Below are 19,222 nucleotides of genomic sequence, written 5' to 3' on the forward strand. Positions count from 1 at the left end.
TCAGATAGCGCTCAAGATACCGAACCTATCACTTAAGTTACTTCTTGGGCATAAAAAGACGAACGACCGCCCCTTTTTCCAGCCCATTTCCAATCATGAGACGGGCCTCATTAGCATAATAGGCTTGCAGTCTTTGTTTCACATTGTGAATGCCCAAATTCCCGGCCTCCTCAGATGTCTGGCCGCTTGTCACGAACTTGCGCAACGCTTGCTCCGAAAATCCATTGCCATTATCCGCAATCTGTATCCAGAAGCCACGGCTATGATCTGCGTGCTCTTCATAACAGCTAATTTTCAAACGAAAGCCCTCCTCCTGCATCACCATGCCATGGATAATGGCATTTTCGACAAAAGGCTGGAAAATCAAAGAAGGAATCAGCAGCTCGCCGACATGCTCATCCATTTCAATTGCGTAATCAAAATGCAGCGGGAAACGCATCTTATGAATTTGCAAATAGTGGTCGATGTGCTTCATTTCTTCCCGAATCGTGACCATTTTCTGCGGACTTCGGATCATGGAGCGGAAATAATGCATCAGATGCACCATCATTTTCTGCGCTAATTCGGACTTCTTAGTGGCAATTAGGTTATAAGCTATATTTAAAGAATTCAGTAAAAAATGAGGATTGATTTGCAATTGCAGGTGTTTAATTTCGGCTTGCTGCGTTTTAATATGTTCTTCATAGACGTTGATTTTCAAAGATGAAATTTCAGCGGACATGGTATTAAAAGTCTCCGAAAGCAAGGCCAATTCCTTGGAATGACTAGGGGGCATTCTGTAAGTCAAATCCCCTTCCTGGATGCGTCTCATGGCGCGAATCACACGAAGGATAGGGTTTAGCACGATTTTTTTAAGCAAAACTAAATTGATAATCAGAAAGCAGCCAATAACAAAGGGCAGGAAGTAAATTAACTTTTGCAGCAAAGAGAGCTGTTTATAGACACTTTTCTCTGGCAGGAGCACCGTCATGACCATATTCGAAACCTGAGAGCGATTCGTAACTAATAAATACTTGTCCGGAATTTCAACCGTGTGGAACGCTTTATCTGTTTTGAGAATCTTGCTAGTAAGCTGCTGTAGATAAACCGGAGAAATATTCGTTGCCGTTAACGGTTCTGCTTGATCAGAGAAGAAAATAATTTGCTCATCAGCGACCAAAGGAACCTTATTGGAAGGAGCAGCTAAGCTTTGAATGGGAATGATACTCCCTACGTAGAGACTTTGCCCCGATTTAACAACATGAATCACACAAGGAAGATTAGCGACCATAATCGTTCTCCAGCCGTCCCCTTGATCCAAGGATTGCCCTTCGTTACGCAGCCATTCTTGAAGGAAGTCTTCCTTCTGAGGAATCTGAGATCCGTTCGCCCTGGTCATAACAAGATCTTTGGTTTTGGTTGAATAAATGAATAATGCGCCTAATTCGCTATAGTAGTTAATATCCTTCTCCATCGTATTGGCCGCAGCGATTCGCGTCATTAAATATTCATCGCTTCCGCGGGGCTGCAATTCCAGCGATATGACCGCCGGATCTTGAAGCGCCAATCTAAACATATAGGTATTGATTTCTGATAATTTATTGTCGATATAGCTCATTTGCCCGCTTAAAAGACTTGAATTGGTTTGTGCCACTTGTTCGCGGACCAAATTCATCGCATAGCTATTGCTGAAAAACAATAATAAAAGCATAGGAAGGGAAATTATCATAAAAACGCTTACAAATTTGAAAATAAGAGAATTTCTGTCATTCATTATCTGCCCCGCTCCTAATTATGTAATTTCCGCAATTCATGTGGTGTCAGATGAAAGGTCCGCTTAAACATTTTAGAAAAATGAGAAAAATGCGTATAGCCAAGAGAAACGGCAATTTGACTGATCGTAGCGTCTGTACGCGTTAAAAGATCCTTGGCCATCTTCATCCGTTCGAACGTCATGAAATCAGTGAGTGTTTCTCCGGTTTCCTTTTTAAAAAACCGCGACAAATACGCTGGATTCAAATGAACAGACGCGGCGATTTCTTCCCGGGTTATTTCCGAGGTCACATTGTCCAAGATATATTTTTTCACCATTTCAATGATGGTTTTTTCTCCTTTACGGGCGCTTTGCCTCTGGTACATGAATGTCATCTTCGACTGAGTCACATTGTTGCTTTCCATCACGATTAAATCTTGATATACCCCATATAAATCCTGAATGGACGCCCAGTTGCCTATGTAGCAAGAGATATCGCAATAAAAATATTCACTGCATGCCCGAATAAAGGTTTCACATCTTAAGCGCCAGTCTTCCAAGGAGACGCGTTCGCTTCCATCCGAGTAAATGAATATCACATTGATGCCGGAATGATCTTGCAAAGCAAGTCCGCTCTCCTGCCCGATCACCAGCTCCGCTGCCGCGTTCCGGATGGCATACTCAAGTACCTCCTCATCTCTGGAGCTGAACTCTTTGTACCACTTTTCCACACTGATTAAGATCGGCAGGATGGTAAAATTGTCCGAAATGGTTAACCCAACCTCTTGCAGCTCGCCATCCATCTTAACTGGATCATTGGATATCCGCTCATCCAAATAATCTTGCCAAATCCGTTCAACTAATAGCGGCTTCTTGGCCTCCCATAGCGGGTAGAACCTTTCATACGTCTCTTTGATTTCTTCAAATCCCAGCTCTTTTTTGCGAATTTCCAACGCCTTGACGATAATCTCTTCGAGTTCCGAGAAGTTTACGGGCTTGACCATATAATCAAAAACGCCCAATTGAAGCGCCTTTTTCGCATAATCAAATTCAGAGTGGCACGTCAGAAACACAACAACTATAGAAGGATAATACTGTTTAACCCATTCCATTAATTGAAGTCCATTGCCACCCGGCATCTCAATGTCACATATCATAATATCAATCTGGTGATCTGTGACGATTTGTTTGGCCATGTCGATATTGTAGGCTTCAAAAACGCCTGTAAACCCCAAAGAGGCCCACTCCAAATTATATTTAATGCCTTCAATGGCATAGATTTCATCATCAACAAGCAGTAATTGACTCACCGTTGACGCCTCCTTCATACATCGTAATTGCGTTATTTCTCACGCACGTACTATAAGTGTAGCAGGAGATGCTCCTCTGGAACATAAATAATCTTTAGTATTCGTTATTCGCAAAAACGGCCTTTTGTCCATCGTGATGTTCGTACACTCCTTCGCGAATAACAAAGAAGCCATCCCACAAGCAGAAATTGCTTGAAGACAGCTTCGTTTATTCTGGCGATTTTTGATAAACCTGCAATTGTGCATCCTTTTTGCTCTTGGTATAGCCTCAATGATGAAATTCCTGCGTTTATGCAGGCTTTTGAGGCTTTTTCCGGATGAGAGGCTGAAAACGATGAAAATACCTGCACAATTGCAGGCATTTCCTCTTTTCAACCAAATTCGCCCGGAAATTCCTGCATATTCGCAGGCTTTTGCAGTCTGCTGAACCGTTGACAGCCGCCATGCTGCCGCGACACAGCGCGCGTTGGGACAAACTAGGAACCCACATATTCCGCGCGGAGCTGCACCGAAAAAGCATCACCCGCATGTGCTGCCAGGAGGCCATGGAGGTGGCCAGGCGAAAACTTCCAGATCAAGAAAACGCGTCGTCCCGACAATACGGCCCGTTTCGATGAAATGGCAAGGCACGGCCTTTCTCCAAGGACATAAGCGCGCCGTCTATATAACGTTTAGTATCCTCTTGTCCATTTGGCACATTTGTATACGAATAGGCGGTTCTATCTTCCGAGGCCGCGGAGCAGAGATCATTCACATGGTCGATGGTCATTGGCTCCAAGCAAACTAGACTGCCACGAAGTGTTACTGGCGTTAGCAAAGTATCACAACCTTATTTTAACTTGTGGGATATGTTCTCAATATTTGTCCATCCATATACAACATCCTTGTATACTTCACCTTTAACAGTTACAGTCCCTTCACGTATCTTGCGCCCACCCATAGCTTCATAAAAACGACGGGAAGAAATATTCTCAGCAAATACCATAACGAGCATGGAACGAATATGATGACGCAGTAAATCTTCTACTAACGCCTCAACTAATTGTCGACCGATTCCTGCACCTTGGTATTCATTTAAAACATAAATCGCATAGATTTCACCTTGGTAAACGTCGTCTCCGTTTCGTTCAGCCCCACCCCAGATAAACCCAACAATCTTTCCGTTTTCGTTCTCCGCTATATAAAGGCTAGCGTCTTTTAGAGGTTTACTTAAAGCTTCTGTGAATCGGGGAGATGACCATTCATGCGTTAAATTGTCCAGAAAATCTGAAGGTAAGATGCCTATGTGCGAAGTCTTCAAGCTGTCAATGTGAACTTTCACTATTCCATCAACATCTTCCAGCACTGCGTTTCTTATTTTCATCCAATTCACCGCCATTATTCCCTATCTCACATTTAATACACGCGCCGCATTTAAAACAGCTATTAAAGTAACACCAACATCAGAAAAAACAGCTTCCCACATCGTCGCGATTCCGAAAGCACCCAGCAAAAGAAAGACCCCTTTAACACCCATGGCAAAAATAATATTTTGCCAAACGATTCGTCTAGTACGTTGGGCGATACGAATAGCGCTCGCTATTTTAGAAGGTTCGTCCGTCATAATCACAATATCTGCTGCTTCGATCGCAGCGTCAGATCCTAGTCCCCCCATGGCAATTCCAATATCAGCCCGAGCCAGAACAGGAGTATCGTTAATTCCATCTCCAACAAAAATAATTTTTTCTTTGGGAGATTTTTGTCTGTCTATTTTCTCTATTTCTTCTACCTTATTTTGCGGCAGCAGCTCCGCATGAACTTCATCAAGACCAAGTTTACGCCCAACATCATCCGCGACTGCCTTGGCATCCCCTGTCAGCATGACCGTCTTCGTGATACCAAGATTCTTCAGTGCTTGAATGGCCTCTGCAGAGTCTTCTTTCACTTCATCCGAAATGACAATAAAACCGGCGTATTTATGATCAATAGCCATATGCACAATTGTACCTGTTTCTTCTGGCTGTTGAAATGAAATATTCTCCTTGTTCATCAGCTTGACGTTTCCGGCAAGAACTTCTCTGCCCTTCACAGTAACTTGAATGCCATGCCCTGAAATTTCATTATAATCTTGAATGCTTTCTTCCTCTATTTCTTTGCCATAGGCTGAACGAATCGATTCTGCAATTGGATGCGTAGAATGTGCCTCTGCCAATGCAGCATACTCGATTAGCTCATTTTCCGTTATCGGATCGACCGGTCTTATCGCACTTACTTTGAAAGCCCCTTTGGTCAACGTCCCTGTTTTATCAAAAACAACATATTTCACGTCATTTAAAGCTTCCAAATAATTGCTTCCCTTAACAAGTATCCCTGCCTTGGAGGCCGCGCCAATTCCACCAAAGAAGCCCAAAGGAATAGAGATGACCAAAGCACAAGGGCAAGAAATGACCAAGAATATTAAAGCGCGATAAATCCAGTCTGAAAACGTTGCACCCGTTAAAACCAACGGCGGTACTAACGCTAAAAGCAAAGCAACGATGACCACAATCGGTGTATAATAGCGGGCAAATTTGGTAATAAAATTTTCGGTTGGCGCTTTTTTATTGCTCGCATTTTGAACCAATTCCAAAATCTTAGATACCGTTGATTCGCCAAAATTCTTAGTAACTTCTATCGTCAAGACACCGTTTTTGTTAATAAATCCGCTTAATACATCATTACCAGCTTCCATCTCTCGAGGTACTGACTCTCCCGTCAGGGCTGAAGTATCTACCATGGAATTTCCATCCACAATTTTACCATCCAGAGGTACCTTTTCACCTGGTTTGACAATAATATAATCACCAATATTAATTTCTTCTGGCGAAACGCGTTTGGTGCTATTTCCTGTTTTCAGATTCGCATAGTCAGGACGAATGTCCATCAAGGAGCTAATGGATTTACGAGACCGATTCACCGCAATGCCTTGGAACAATTCACCTATTTGATAAAATAACATGACAGCTACACCTTCAGGATATTGCTTAACGCCAAAAGCTCCAATTGTGGCAATGGCCATCAGGAAATTTTCATCAAAGACTTGACCTCTAACGATATTCCTAGCTGCCTGCAGGAGCACATTTCCACCTACAATAAGGTAGGCCAAGAGAAATAAACCTAATTCGTATATGCCTGAAACTGGAGCGAATACTGCAATGCCAGTTATTACGGCTCCAATCCCAATCCGAATGGACATCGTCTTGATCTTTCCGCTTCCATGATCATGTGTATGGCCTTCCTCACTATGATCATGATCATGATGTGCATGATGTGCATGACCATCCTTGGATTCTTTCTGCGATTCCCTTGTCGTATTTCTGCCCTTCTCCCTCACTTGGATATGGGGTTCTAACGATTTCACCTTTTTTTTGGCCTCTTCGATTACCCTTTCTTCTTGCCCCTTCTCAGTCTCGATAAGGAGTGTTTTGGTAACAAAATTCACCGAACAAGAAGTTAAGCCTGGCAGCTGCTTGACTCCGTTCTCAATTTTTTGTGCACAGTTTGCACAATCCAAACCTTCTAATAACAATTCGCGCTTTACTTGTTCGCTTTTATGATTCATTGTCGTCAGCTCCCTCGATATAAAAAACAATAAATGAGCATATGTTCATATATGATGTATTAAGCTGATTATAATCATTCCATGGATGGAAAGTCAATCCATTAACCACCTAAAAAAAGAAAAAAGCGCCCAATTGTGGACACCTTGCCTGCTTCCTTATTTATGCGAAATATGCTTGTACGTTTGCAAAAAAACCTGCTCTACATGCTCATCTTCAAGTGAGTAGTATACCGTCTTTCCAACTTTTCTCCGTTTCACAATTCGTAAATTCCTTAAATAACGCAGTTGATGGGAAACGGCCGATTGGCCCATGTCCAGTACATAGGACAAGTCGTGAACGCATAACTCTTTTTGCGAAAGCGCGTAAATCATTTTGATGCGGGTAGGATCCCCTAATGCTTTGAACAATTGAGCCATTGCTTCAGAAGCTGCGCCATCTATCAGTGAGTTCTTTATATGTTCGCAACCCTGCTCCGATCCTCCGCATGTTTCTTCACATTCTTCGGCTATTATTCGCTCCATGATTCTGATGCACCTTCTTTCCTGCTTCGTTTCTTCTTACATTATAACAAATCGTATCTTTTACGAATACAGGCTCACGGTGAATCTCCCATGGAAAAAAATAACCGTCTATTTTGCATCATGAAAAATAATACCCAAACTATATCTTGTACCTGTAGTTACTGTGCTTATACCGTGCCTAAGCGTCGTTTTGTAATAGCCGCGCGTTCCTGCAGCAGGCCGATGATGGGTTGGAAAGATCAGACCTTCCCCTTGATTCAAGGTGATGACATGCCCACGACTCTGCGCCCGCGGCCGCTGCTCCACCAATAGAAACTCCCCGCCCGTGAAATCCTCTTCTTTTTGATTAAGCGCAAATACGACCTGAAAAGGAAAAAACACCTTCCCATATAAATCCTGATGCAAACAGTTGTATCCCCCTGCCTCATATTTCAGGATCAAGGGAGTTGGCCGGTTCTGTCCTTCTTGATGACATTGTCCCAGGAATTCCTCCAGTGTTGCCGGATAACTAGCACGATGACCCAATTGTTCTAGCCAGCGATTAGCGGTTACAGCAAGATTAGGATACAATCCCTCGCGCAGCTGCTGCAGCAAAGATGGAAGGGGAGAATTGTAATACTTGTACTCTCCAACTCCAAAACGGTATCTGGCCATATCAATGGTCGTTCGAAACTGACTTTCGTCTGCATACGTGCTGATAATATCCTGACATTCGGTTACGCTTAACAGATTGGGCAGTTTGGCATAACCGTACTCATCAAGCGATTGCTGGATGACCTTCCAATCCATATCAGCAATGCTATTTGCGGGAATTTCACGCATGAAGAACGCCTCCTTCGATGAGAATGCCTTCATGTTCCAGTAGTTTCAACTGCTTCGTTGGCATATACAAACCTCCTCCAATTTCCCGTTCACCTTCATGAACAGTATAACCCCGCAAATAAGCTCTTGTACGTATTGCCGAATATAACAGCAAGATCTCGAAATGATAAATTGTCGTTTGTTCAAAACGGACGGTTCATATATTTCGCATATTCCTGCGATTATACATCCTTTTTGCCTTGAGAACAGGCGAAATCGTGAAAAGCCTGCGATTATGCATCCTTTAGTGGCCTTTTCCCGATTACAGGATGGAAATGCCTAAAAAGCCTGCATAATCGCAGGCTTTCTCTATTTTCACACGATTTGATCCAAAATGCCTGCACTTTGGCAGGTTTTCATAATCGGCGAGCGGCGGACATTGCCTAGTTTCCGCAAATCCCCTCACTCTATGCCAGCGGCCGATTAGATATCTCCAACCGACTCGCCTGCGACTAACGTAACATAAACACGCTCATGCTCTACCGTTTCCCCCGCAATCAACTTGATAAGCTGCTCAGAAGCCAAGGCCCCCCACTTGCGCTTGGAATAATCAATCGTTGCAAGGCGCGGACGGGTATATTCGGTCAGCTCGATATTATCGAAGCCGATGATGTGGATTTGTTCACCAATTCGGAAGTCCGCTTTCGCCAGCGTGTTATAAAGCCCTATGGCCATTTCATCGTTCAAGCAAAAAACCGCCGCAGGCTCAGTGTACTCCCGTATGATCTGCTTGGCCGCAAGTTCGCCGGAATCCTTGTCGAACTTCCCTTCGATCTGGGTGCAAACCACGTCAGAGCTCCGTCCAATCGTTTGTTTGATGGCCTGAAGCCGTTGCTTGGAGTCGTAGGAGCCTTGCGGTCCTGTTACGACATACAGTTTTCGATGGCCTTTTTCGATCAAATATTCCACGGCTAGGGAGGCTCCCGCTTTGTTGTCCAAAAGGACCTGATTTACGTTCGGATGATTCAGCTCTCGGTCCATCACGACCAGTTTATGACCGCGATCAGCCAATTGCATCAGTTCTTCGCTTGAGAACGAGTGATCAAGGACAATAGCGCCGTCAATCATACGCTGCGGCAGCCATTGGTGGGAGTAGGAACCGCTGCAGACAATAAGATCATAGCCGCTTTGGTTCAGTACTTCCTTCATCCCCTGCAGAAGTTCACCATAAAACGCGCCACTGAAATCCGTCAAATAGACGCCGATGATTTTGGAGACCCGTGTTTTTAAAGTTCTTGCTGCGGCATTCGGAACGTAGTTCAGTTCATTCGCGATCTTCAGAATCCTAGCACTCGTTTCCTCCGTTACCTTGGGATTGCCGTTAAGCGCGTAGGAAACCGTCGATATGGAAACACCCGCTTTTTTCGCAATATCTTTAATGCTGATCACACAAACCGCTCCTAACCTTTACACTCTCGTTTCCTTCTACTATATCATAAAGATGTTCACCTATATGAAAAAGGCGACCTCAAGAGATCGCCGCTTCCGCTTACACGTATACGTCAATTAGATTTGCATCCTCGTTTAACAGACTGCTTAGATGCTGCTCTCTGATGCGAAGTCCACCCTGACGGTAACGGTTGGCGGTTGCTGCCGCAGCCACTTCTTCCCCGTTAACCTTCACATAACTTTCGGCACGACCCTTGATGTGGTAGGTGAATTTAACCGGACTTCCCTTTACCATAAAATCGAACCGCAGCCCGTCCAATTGTTCGGGCAATACGGGATCGATGACCAGGTCGCTGCCGTCCAAACGAATACCCAGAACGTTAGAAATCAGCTGGTTCATATAGATTCCCGGGCCGCTGGAATAAATTCGCCATCCGCCTTTGACCGCCACGCGGCCTGCCTTCAGCTCCCCGAAACGATCCTGTGCTTCATAGCGAGTGTTGAACTTCCCGTCCGAGCTGCTGAAGTAAGTGTTGCTCTGGCGCAGCTCCGCGTTTGGTACAACATCACGGATGCCAACCGGATTAATCATCTCAAGCCCCTTCCAGGCTTCGCCTGCTTTGCCCAATTTGGCCATCGCCTCTACGAAACGGATGTGAGCGTGAACGTATTGCAGGCCGATCTCCCGACCGAAGTTGGCCGCTTGCTCAGCCCGCTTGAAATTCGTACTGACACCGCCATCGTAGTTGGCAGGACGGTTCATCAGACGAACGCCGTCTGGGAAATACAGTTCGTTCTTAATGAGCTTATAATGAGAAGCTGCCTGCTCCTCTGTCAGCAGTTCACCGATCATGCTGCGCGTCATCGGGAGCAGACGGTATTGAATGCCTGTCTTGGTGTCTGTTGGATGCAGCATCAGCTCTGCCTTTTCCGGCTCCTCCATATACACAAAGCCCGGAATGACGTCTGTTCCCAACATGTAGCGGTTAAAATCGGCTTGAATGCCGGCCGCCAAACCTTTTAGCTCAGCTGCCATCCCTTCGTCGGCTTCCTCAAGTACCGCGGACAACTGATTGAACACCTGATAAGTCAGAGCAACGGTCCAACTGCTGACCATATATTGTTTGAGCTGCGCGTTGGCCGGCTGGAGCGTGTCATCCCAATCGCCATCGCCATACGAAGAAAGATGAGTGCCATGCAGGAAATGCTGCTTGATGTAGGCAATCTCTTTCTTGGCATGTTCATATATCGTAGCCGACTCTTCGGTAAATTCAAAAACATGCCGCTTCGTATATGGCACTTTTTCTTGAAGGAAGCCATAATCTTTCGTTGCTGCCAAATAATCACTCAGCACTTTCAGCGGCCACACGATGATATCGCCGTGGCTTTCTTCCTGCTGGATTGCCGCATAGCGGTCAAACATAAACCACTGAGGCCAGTTTCCATCGTCTTCGTACTGGTGGGCGAAGACCATTTGGATAATGTCGCGGACTTCACCGTATTTCTGCGTCGCCAGGAAATATTCTGCCGGTCCTTGGCACACGTCCCGTGTTCCCCAAGCGGCCCCGCCATACTGCTCCAAGCCATGAGGGACTGAGTAATGGACGAGCATGTTGTGCGTGTACCACCAAGCAATGGTGTTTACCTTGTCCAGGCTGCTAGCTGCGCCATCGCCTTGCGACAGGTGAAACCCGTTCATAACCGCGGCCAAAAAGTCGCGATACCGCACTATCTCAGCTGTGGTATCCACTTCTGTGAACGGCAGTTCTTCCCCCCGCAGAAGTCCCTGGATGGTTAAGCTCCATGCGCTGCTGGCGCCAAGCTCCAATACAACAAGGGAAGCGGCAAGCGGCTGGATGTTTGGTGCCAAACGAGCCTCATTGCCTACTTTCATATCCGCTCCTTCAATTCGCATTCGGTAGCACAGATGCGGCCAGACCTTCGCGCTGTCGGATGTCGGGTCCGCGTAGAAAGACACTGTTTGACCGTCCTCTTGGAGTCTAAATGGCGTTTCATACTCATTGTTGTTCATAGTCACCTGATTCGTTACGAGGAAACGGTAAGACTTGCCGCTTAGCGAACGAAGCTGCAGATGAATCTCCGGCGTGTCAACAGCCGTCAGGTTCGTGATAACAAGGGTATCGTCAGCCGTTTTGTAATACCAGCGGGCATAGTTGAAGCCAAGCTCGAACATCGACGGCATGGTGAGCAAGCGGTATAAGCCCTCAACCTCTATATAAATTCGCTGCCCTGACGTTTTCATCACATTCAAGGCGTTGCGTGCATTCGTCAGCATTTTATTGAACGACGTGTTTCCGACTACGACCTGCGAATTAAAAATACCATACATATAGGCTGTGGTAGTCATCACATCTTCCTTCAGACGCGCATTATCTCCCGACATGAGGATATGACCGTGCGGGCGCTCAACGCGCAGCTCTTTATCCTTCAGGACCACGTGTTCATGCGTTTCCGTGAAAAAGGACAGCAGCATCTCGCCATCAAACTCTTCCTGACGCCGATTTGGGAAATAATGCTCCAGCTCTTCCGTGGTCATTGACACGGTAGCAAGCGGCTCCCCGATATTGCTGGACAGGATCGTCTTGTCGAGCCGATGGCTAAGTTCGTTGTTTCCTCTACCCGCTTTTTCCCATGCCTGCAACACATCAGCTTCGAATTCCAAAGCTTTAATGCTCTCTGGATGATCCGGCTTGAATAGGCTATAGAAGACAAAGCGCGCTGCGCCGTTCACCTTCACACGCTCGGACTGCAGTGCTGTGAACGCGAATTCGTACTGGTACACTTCGTTAGCCAGCATGTTTCGGCTGAGCGCCTCCGGTACGTTTGTCTCCTTATAAGATAAACCGTGAAACTGGAAACCATCGGTTGAGTACCCGATTAATGGGGTCAGACCGCCTTGCTGCAAGTAGGGGAATCCCCCCTGCTGCGGCATGTTTTGGCGGGAGCAGACGGCATATCCGTTCTGTCCATTTGCGAAAACAGCATGGTCGATGTAATGCGATAAGTACGCTTCATTGCTGCGGACAGCCCCTTTATCGGCGAGACCGATATCTTGTCCATAAATGACATCCACATCTGCGTCGTTCCCTTGAACCTTCACTTCCCAAAACCAAATATCATCCGGCGTCAGATGCAAAGTTAATTCGTAATCAAGTCCTTCTACAGTGCCTTCCCAGGTGACTTGGGATTCTGAATAGTGAACGAGGCTTGCAGAGCGAACGCCCATCAGAGGCACAGCTTTGATCCCATTGGAGCTATGTATGCGCAAATAAAGGTTATTTAAAGAGCCATCGATGGGATTGGCGATCCATTGGTTAATCATCATATTTTTATAAGTAATTTCGCGAATATCTCCACTGCTCAGGAAGGAAAACTGTACATTTCCCGCCTTTAGTTGAAAGTCTGCTTGTTTGGCAGTTGTCATGGTGTCACTCTCTTTCCTAGTACCGACGGTATTGTAGTCTCGGGCTCCCCTGAGCAATTAAGAGGCAGCCCTCGGTCTCATGCATTTTTTTCGTAATAGAAACGTTTCGATTTATATTATAAACAATACTGAAATAGCCGTCAATGTAGTTAATTTTACTATAATGACCATTAAAAACGATTTTTTTCGCCTTAATTATATGAAAATGTCCGATATAAACTTGTTTTTTCATCTAATCGAAACGTTTTTCTTGCTGAAGATTTGTACAAAAACGATTATTTTGCGAAAAAGTCAAAAGGAGCTGCCGAGGCAGCTCCTTTATTTGCTTGTATAGAGTCCTTTATTCAAACCATGAATTACGTAGATTTTTTTGTAATTGTTATTAGTTTTCTAATGCTGCTCTAATCTAACTATATTAATGTTACTTTAATCTCACTGCAAAGAAAGGATGTTATGTATGGAAGCTAACCAAAATAAATTGAAAATTTTACTAAACAAGGTGCCAGAACTTACGATTTTCTTCTGGATAGTCAAAGTTCTATGCACAACTGTCGGTGAAACATTTGCTGATTTCCTAAATTTCAGTCTCGGATTTGGTTTAACTCTCACTACAATCATTATGGGAATAGCGCTTTTCATCGTATTGATTCTTCAATTCAAAGCAACTAAATATGTTCCAGGCATTTATTGGCTAACGGTTGTGCTTATTAGCGTATTTGGGACGTTGGTAACTGATAATTTGACAGACAATGTCGGAATACCTCTTGAGACTAGTACCGTCGTTTTTTCCGTGCTGCTAGGATTAACTTTTCTCCTTTGGTATCTTAGTGAAAAAACACTCTCGATACACTCGATTTATACCAAAAAAAGAGAAGTTTTTTATTGGCTTACCATTCTTTTCACATTTGCACTTGGAACAGCAGTCGGCGATTTATTTTCCGAGCAACTCGGTCTTGGTTATCTTCTCACCGGAACAACAGTCGTTATTATAATAGCCTGCGTATTCTTAGCATGGAAATTTTTGAAACTTAATGGGATATTAGCGTTTTGGATTGCGTATATTCTAACTCGTCCTCTCGGAGCGTCATTAGGGGATTACCTATCTCAACCAAAAACGAATGGCGCGTTAGGTTTGGGGACAACAGTAACTAGTGTAATCTTTCTAATAGCTATTTTAGCGATAATCGTTTTTCTGGCTGTTACAAAATTCGATGCAATGGCAAAAAGTGAAACAGCAGAAACAAACCAAGGAAATGGAGGCAAGAAAAATGTTTTGACGCAAACCGTTGTGGTACTGTGTATTTTCTTATTTGTGGGTATAGGCGGCTATGTTGGGTTAAGCAATAAGATAGCATCGCAAACCGATTCTACACAAGCTACTTCATCAGTTGGAAAATCACAAGCCGATTCTCCACAAAATAAATTAGCTGAACAATTAACGGATTTTGTTAAAATTGAAAGTGATATGCTTAACTCTGTAAACTCAAATGACTTTGCTTCGGCGAAAAAAGGCGCTGATAATTTGGAACATCAATGGGACACATCTGAGCCTAAGCTTAGGAAAATGGATGGCAAAACATGGACCCAAATTGATGGAACTATTGACGTGGTATTAGCGGCAGTTCGCTCGGCAAACCCTGATGCCAGCAAGAGCAAATCTGCACTTGATAATTCGCTTAGTATCTTAAACGGAGCAAATAAATAATAATGAAAAACGGTCGTCTGTTTTCAGACGGCCGTTTTTCGCTTTTACAACAAAATCGAAGCGTTTTTATTCATTTACCAATGGATAAAATAAGAACTGCCGGAATGCTCTCTGGGACCAATCCCGTGGGGCTTTCATATTGATGTACAAAGGGGGGAAACGGGAAATGGACAGCAGCAGTCGGCTCTCCTCATTCACGAATGGAGGAGTTTTTATTTGTTAAGGAGGTTTTCACGATGAAATGGAACGGATTTCTCAACATTAACAATAAATATAAATTCGGCTTGGCCGATGTGATGGTTATCCTCATGCTCCTGTCCATTCTATATTTGACAGCTCACCTTGGTGCGGGTATGGAAGTTCCTTTCTCCAAAAGCAATCAACCCGCCATGAGCCTTGACCCACGCTTGCTTCCCTATTACGCAGGACGCTCGCTTCTGAGAATGTTTATTGCATTCGGATTTTCACTTTTGTTTACATTTGTTTATGGGCGTATTGCCGCGTATAACCGCATTGCCGAAAAGATCATGATCCCTGCCATCGACATCTTACAGTCTGTGCCCGTACTCGGTTTCCTTTCGGCAACCGTATTGATGTTCATGGCTTTATTTCCTGGAAGTCTGCTTGGTGTTGAATGTGCTGCGATTTTCGCCATTTTTACGGGTCAAGTTTGGAACATGACATTCAGTTTCTATCACTCGCTTACAACCATTCCACAGCCGCTAAACGAAGCTGCAAAGATTCATCGTCTGGGCACATGGTCTCGTTTCACCAAACTTGAAGTGCCTTTCTCCATGATTGGGTTAGTTTGGAACAGCATGATGTCATTCGGAGGAGGTTGGTTTTTTCTCGCGGCAAGCGAATCGATCAGCGTGTTGAATCAAGACATTCATTTGCCAGGAATCGGCTCTTATATGGCAATGGCTGCTGATCAAGGAAACATCAAAGCCATTGCGTACTCCATTATCACCATGATCATGATGATTTGTCTTGTGGATCAGCTTTTTTGGCGGCCGCTAGTCGCTTGGGCACAGAAATTCAAGAATGAGCAATCCGAGGCAAATGAAGTCCCGAAATCTTGGGTTTATGACATATTGAAACGAGCGCGATTCATTCGTTATGTGAATCAGACGGTCGGTACGTTCTTACATGATGTAAAAGGTCGATTTAAACAAAGAAGTTCCCTGATCCTTTGGCCAAAACCGCCGTCTCTTCTATCCAAAATTGTGGTCTGGATCATCTGGAGCCTCGTCATCGTATTTGTAGCAAATTATGTCTATGAAGCTGTTCTTGAGATCATACAACTAAGCTGGAACGAATTACTTAGGGTAGTAGTACTCGGATTGCAAACAGCCCTACGCGTATTCATATCAACCCTTTTAGCCGTCATATGGACGGTTCCTGTTGGCGTCATGATCGGCATGAACCCTAATCTTTCAAGGATTGCTCAGCCCATTGTACAGGTTCTAGCTTCTTTTCCGGCCAATATGGCATTCCCTTTATTTACGATCCTCTACCTGAAACTTGGCATTAGCATGAACATAGGGGCCATTCCTCTGATGATGCTCGGGACACAGTGGTACATCTTATTTAACGTCATTGCAGGAGCGATGGCCATTCCTTCCGATTTGAAAGAAGCAGCAGCTATTTTACGCTTAACTCGCTCACAAACGTGGATCAAGTTAATTTTGCCCAGTGTATTTCCGTTTCTCGTTACGGGATGTATTACAGCTAGTGGAGGCGCATGGAACGCGAGTATTGTCTCAGAGCTTGTATCGTGGAAAGAGAACACTTTGCAAGCGTCTGGATTAGGTTCATTTATAGCCCAAGCAACAACACATGGCGATTGGCCGGAAATCATTTGGGGAATTGTCGTGATGTGCTTATTAGTTGTGCTTGTAAATCGTTTAGTTTGGCGTAAATTGTACGCCGTCTCTGCCAAAAAATATCATCTGGAATAGAGGTGTTTACCATGACGAATACACTCATTGAGCTTCAACGAATCAGCAAACGTTACGATATGCCAAATAGTGCGAATGTCAGCATCTTAGAAGATATCCATCTGAGCATTGCTGAAGGTGAGTTCGTATCCATTTTGGGTCCTTCTGGCTCGGGTAAGTCGACCCTGCTTCGGATTATGGCCGGTCTTATACCTCCCTCACACGGGAAAGTCTTGTATAACGGGCAAGAGATACAGGGAACGAATCCTGGAGTGGGTATGGTCTTTCAATCCTTTGCTCTATTCCCTTGGCTTACTGTCCTTGAGAATGTGAAGCTGGGACTTGAAAATAAGCCATTAACCGAAGCGGTTAAAATGCGCAAAGCGCTCTCCATCATTGATATGGTTGGACTCGATGGATTCGAGGGCGCGTATCCGAAAGAACTGTCAGGCGGCATGCGACAACGCGTAGGCATTGGCCGCGCACTTGTCATGGAACCGGATATTCTCTTGATGGATGAACCTTTCTCGGCCTTAGACGTGTTGACAGCGGAGAACCTCAAGCGCGATTTGCTTGAATTATGGACAGAGAAGAAGATTCCAACCAAATCGATCATCATGGTCACACACAGCATTGAAGAAGCCGTCTATATGTCCGATCGAGCCATTGTATTATCTCGTGACCCCGCTCGTGTTATAGCAGATATATTCATTCCTATGGCTCACTGGCGCGATAAACAGGAAGGACAATTCACCGGGCTCGTTGATAAAATTTATTCCATATTGACCAAACGTGAAATCAAGCAGAATGAACATGTCGAAGAACAAAAGAAAAAGATCGAAAAGGTTCAAGAAGTACCTGCAGGTGCGTTAACAGGCTTCATTGAACTGATTGATGATCTTGGCAAAAAGGTTGACTTATACAAGTTGGCTGATCAATTAAGTCTTAATTTGGAAGACTTTCTGCCAATTGTCGAAGCAGCCCAGATGCTTGGCTTTGCTCACATCCAGCACGGAGATATTGAATTAACGGAAATTGGAAGCCATTTTGCCGATGCCAGCGTGTTGAACAGAAAGGATATCTTCAAAAGACAAGTGCTCCAGCACGTTCCCATGATAGAGAAGATTATCTGGATCTTGCATTCCAAATCAAACAACAAAATGGAGCGAGAGTTTTTCTTGGAAATCTTCGAAAAGCATTTTGGCTTGGAAGAAGCAGGTCATCAATTAGACATTCTGATTGATTGGGGACGGTATGCTGAATTGTTGGCTTACGATGAGAAAGCAAAAAACCTCTTTATTGAGCATGAGGCCTCTGCGGCGGCGGAATGATTCCGCTGCTGTTCGTATGATCACGGCGCCGTTCAAGATAAAACGGAACTGGAGTACGCTATTTCTCTAAAAATGAGCTGAACGGACATGAGACGGAACTCAGGTCCGCTATTTAAACGAAACTGTACTTCTGTCAATAGCGTAGACACAAAATTAAGGAACAACCACGGCATTAGACAGCCTGATTTCTGTAGTAAATTTGTTCGAAATGATGAGCCGTCTCGTATCCTAGAGTAGAATGTGGTCGTAGTCGATTATAGTCAAACTCAATGTAAGCATAGAGTTCTCTCATGGCTTGTTTACGGGTCTTAAATTTTGTTTGGTACACAAATTCTTTTTTCAACGTGCTATGGAAGGACTCGATACAAGCGTTATCATAGCAATTTCCTTTACGGCTCATGCTGCCAATCATTTTGTACTCTTGTAACTTTGCGCGGTAGTCATGACTAGCGTATTGAGAGCCACGATCAGAGTGATGAATTAATCCTGGCTCAGGCTTGCGACGCTTATATGCCTTCTCTAGCGCGTCTAAAACGAGCTCCCTTGTCATTCGAGCTCCCATTGAAAATCCTACAATTCTGCGAGAGTACAAATCCATTACGCTTGCCAAATACAACCAGCCCTCGCCCGTCTGGATGTAAGTGATATCCGTTACCCAAGCTTTATTCGGCGCTAGCACAGTAAACTGACGATTTAACACATTTTCGAACACAGGCAAGTCATGTTTAGAATTCGTCGTAGCCGTTACTTTCCTTACGGTTATTGACTTCAATCCCATTTCCTTCATACGCCGACTGACCGTTTTGGAAGAAACCGCAGTCCCATTTTTTCTTAATACGGCTGTAATCGTCGGACTTCCTGCGCGTTTTTTAAAGTGATTAAACAGTCTTCTTATCTTCCGATCTAGCGCTTTTAAGCGCTTTTCACGAGCACTAGGTTCCCTCTTAATCCATTTGTAATATCCGCTTCGTGAGACTTCTAAAACGGTGCACATCTTCTCGACCCGGTACTGGAAGCGGTGTTTATAAATAAACGAATAAATCAGCACGGGTCCTTTGTGAAGAAGTGCATCGCCTTTTTTAAAATCTCATTTTCCTCTTTTAATTCGAGGATGCTTTGCTCCAACTTCTTCATTCGTTCATAGTCTACAAACACCTGAGACTGAGATTCTACAGTTCTACTGCCGTACTGTTTAATCCACCGACTTAGGGTACTTTTAGGAATATTTAATTCCTTAGAAATTTCAATTGGTCTCTTATTAGCAGACTCCATGTGTTCAACTGTCTTGCGTTTAAATTCCTCATCATAACTTTCACGTTGTGATCCCATGCCACACCTCGACCTTATTTAATATCTATATTATAAAGGTTGTTCCTTAAGGTGTGTCTACGAAATAGTCTAACTTCA

At 44.4% G+C, this 19,222-nt stretch carries 11 protein-coding genes and 1 pseudogene; 3 read left to right on the forward strand and 9 right to left on the reverse strand.

The window, feature by feature from the left end; genetic code table 11:
• Nucleotides 1-37 precede the first annotated feature (37 nt).
• From BC351_RS19095 to BC351_RS19135, 8 genes are all read right to left on the reverse strand, one after another.
• Nucleotides 38-1,753, reverse strand: a complete 1,716-nt coding sequence (locus tag BC351_RS19095) for a sensor histidine kinase (RefSeq protein ID WP_079414330.1) — start codon at nt 1,751-1,753, stop codon at nt 38-40.
• Between the two features lie 14 nt (nt 1,754-1,767).
• Nucleotides 1,768-3,042 (reverse strand): response regulator, encoded by a 1,275-nt coding sequence (locus tag BC351_RS19100; protein WP_158082144.1) that lies wholly within the window; start codon nt 3,040-3,042, stop codon nt 1,768-1,770.
• 829 nt (nt 3,043-3,871) lie between these two features.
• Nucleotides 3,872-4,405, reverse strand: coding sequence for a GNAT family N-acetyltransferase (locus BC351_RS19110; protein ID WP_158082145.1), 534 nt, complete (start codon nt 4,403-4,405; stop codon nt 3,872-3,874).
• Nucleotides 4,406-4,426: 21 nt separating this feature from the next.
• Complete coding sequence (locus BC351_RS19115) at nt 4,427-6,622, reverse strand: heavy metal translocating P-type ATPase (RefSeq protein WP_079414333.1); 2,196 nt, start codon at nt 6,620-6,622, stop codon at nt 4,427-4,429.
• Nucleotides 6,623-6,778: 156 nt separating this feature from the next.
• Nucleotides 6,779-7,144 carry an ArsR/SmtB family transcription factor gene (locus BC351_RS19120; protein ID WP_079414334.1) on the reverse strand — a complete coding sequence of 122 codons (366 nt, stop codon included), beginning with the start codon at nt 7,142-7,144 and terminating at the stop codon, nt 6,779-6,781.
• A 108-nt stretch (nt 7,145-7,252) separates the two neighbouring features.
• Nucleotides 7,253-7,966 carry a 2OG-Fe(II) oxygenase gene (locus BC351_RS19125; RefSeq protein ID WP_079414335.1) on the reverse strand — a complete coding sequence of 238 codons (714 nt, stop codon included), beginning with the start codon at nt 7,964-7,966 and terminating at the stop codon, nt 7,253-7,255.
• A 462-nt stretch (nt 7,967-8,428) separates the two neighbouring features.
• The gene (locus tag BC351_RS19130) at nt 8,429-9,394 is read right to left on the reverse strand and encodes a LacI family DNA-binding transcriptional regulator (RefSeq protein WP_079414336.1); all 966 of its coding nucleotides are present in this window, start codon (nt 9,392-9,394) and stop codon (nt 8,429-8,431) included.
• A 100-nt stretch (nt 9,395-9,494) separates the two neighbouring features.
• Nucleotides 9,495-12,839, reverse strand: a complete 3,345-nt coding sequence (locus BC351_RS19135; protein ID WP_079414337.1) for a GH36-type glycosyl hydrolase domain-containing protein — start codon at nt 12,837-12,839, stop codon at nt 9,495-9,497.
• A gap of 457 nt (nt 12,840-13,296) precedes the next feature.
• On the opposite strand from BC351_RS19135, the gene BC351_RS19145 reads away from it, so the two are divergent.
• From BC351_RS19145 to BC351_RS19155, 3 genes are all read left to right on the forward strand, one after another.
• Nucleotides 13,297-14,544 carry a COG4705 family protein gene (locus tag BC351_RS19145; protein WP_144028456.1) on the forward strand — a complete coding sequence of 416 codons (1,248 nt, stop codon included), beginning with the start codon at nt 13,297-13,299 and terminating at the stop codon, nt 14,542-14,544.
• Nucleotides 14,545-14,780: 236 nt separating this feature from the next.
• On the forward strand, nt 14,781-16,505 hold the full coding sequence (locus BC351_RS19150; protein ID WP_079414339.1) for an ABC transporter permease: 1,725 nt from the start codon (nt 14,781-14,783) through the stop codon (nt 16,503-16,505).
• Between the two features lie 11 nt (nt 16,506-16,516).
• Nucleotides 16,517-17,815 (forward strand): ABC transporter ATP-binding protein, encoded by a 1,299-nt coding sequence (locus BC351_RS19155; protein WP_079414340.1) that lies wholly within the window; start codon nt 16,517-16,519, stop codon nt 17,813-17,815.
• A 172-nt stretch (nt 17,816-17,987) separates the two neighbouring features.
• Here BC351_RS19155 and BC351_RS19160 read toward each other — a convergent pair.
• Nucleotides 17,988-19,144, reverse strand: a pseudogene (locus BC351_RS19160) (IS3 family transposase).
• Nucleotides 19,145-19,222: the final 78 nt, after the last annotated feature.

The organism is Paenibacillus ferrarius (genome assembly GCF_002027705.1).
GTDB lineage: Bacteria > Bacillota > Bacilli > Paenibacillales > NBRC-103111 > Paenibacillus_E > Paenibacillus_E ferrarius.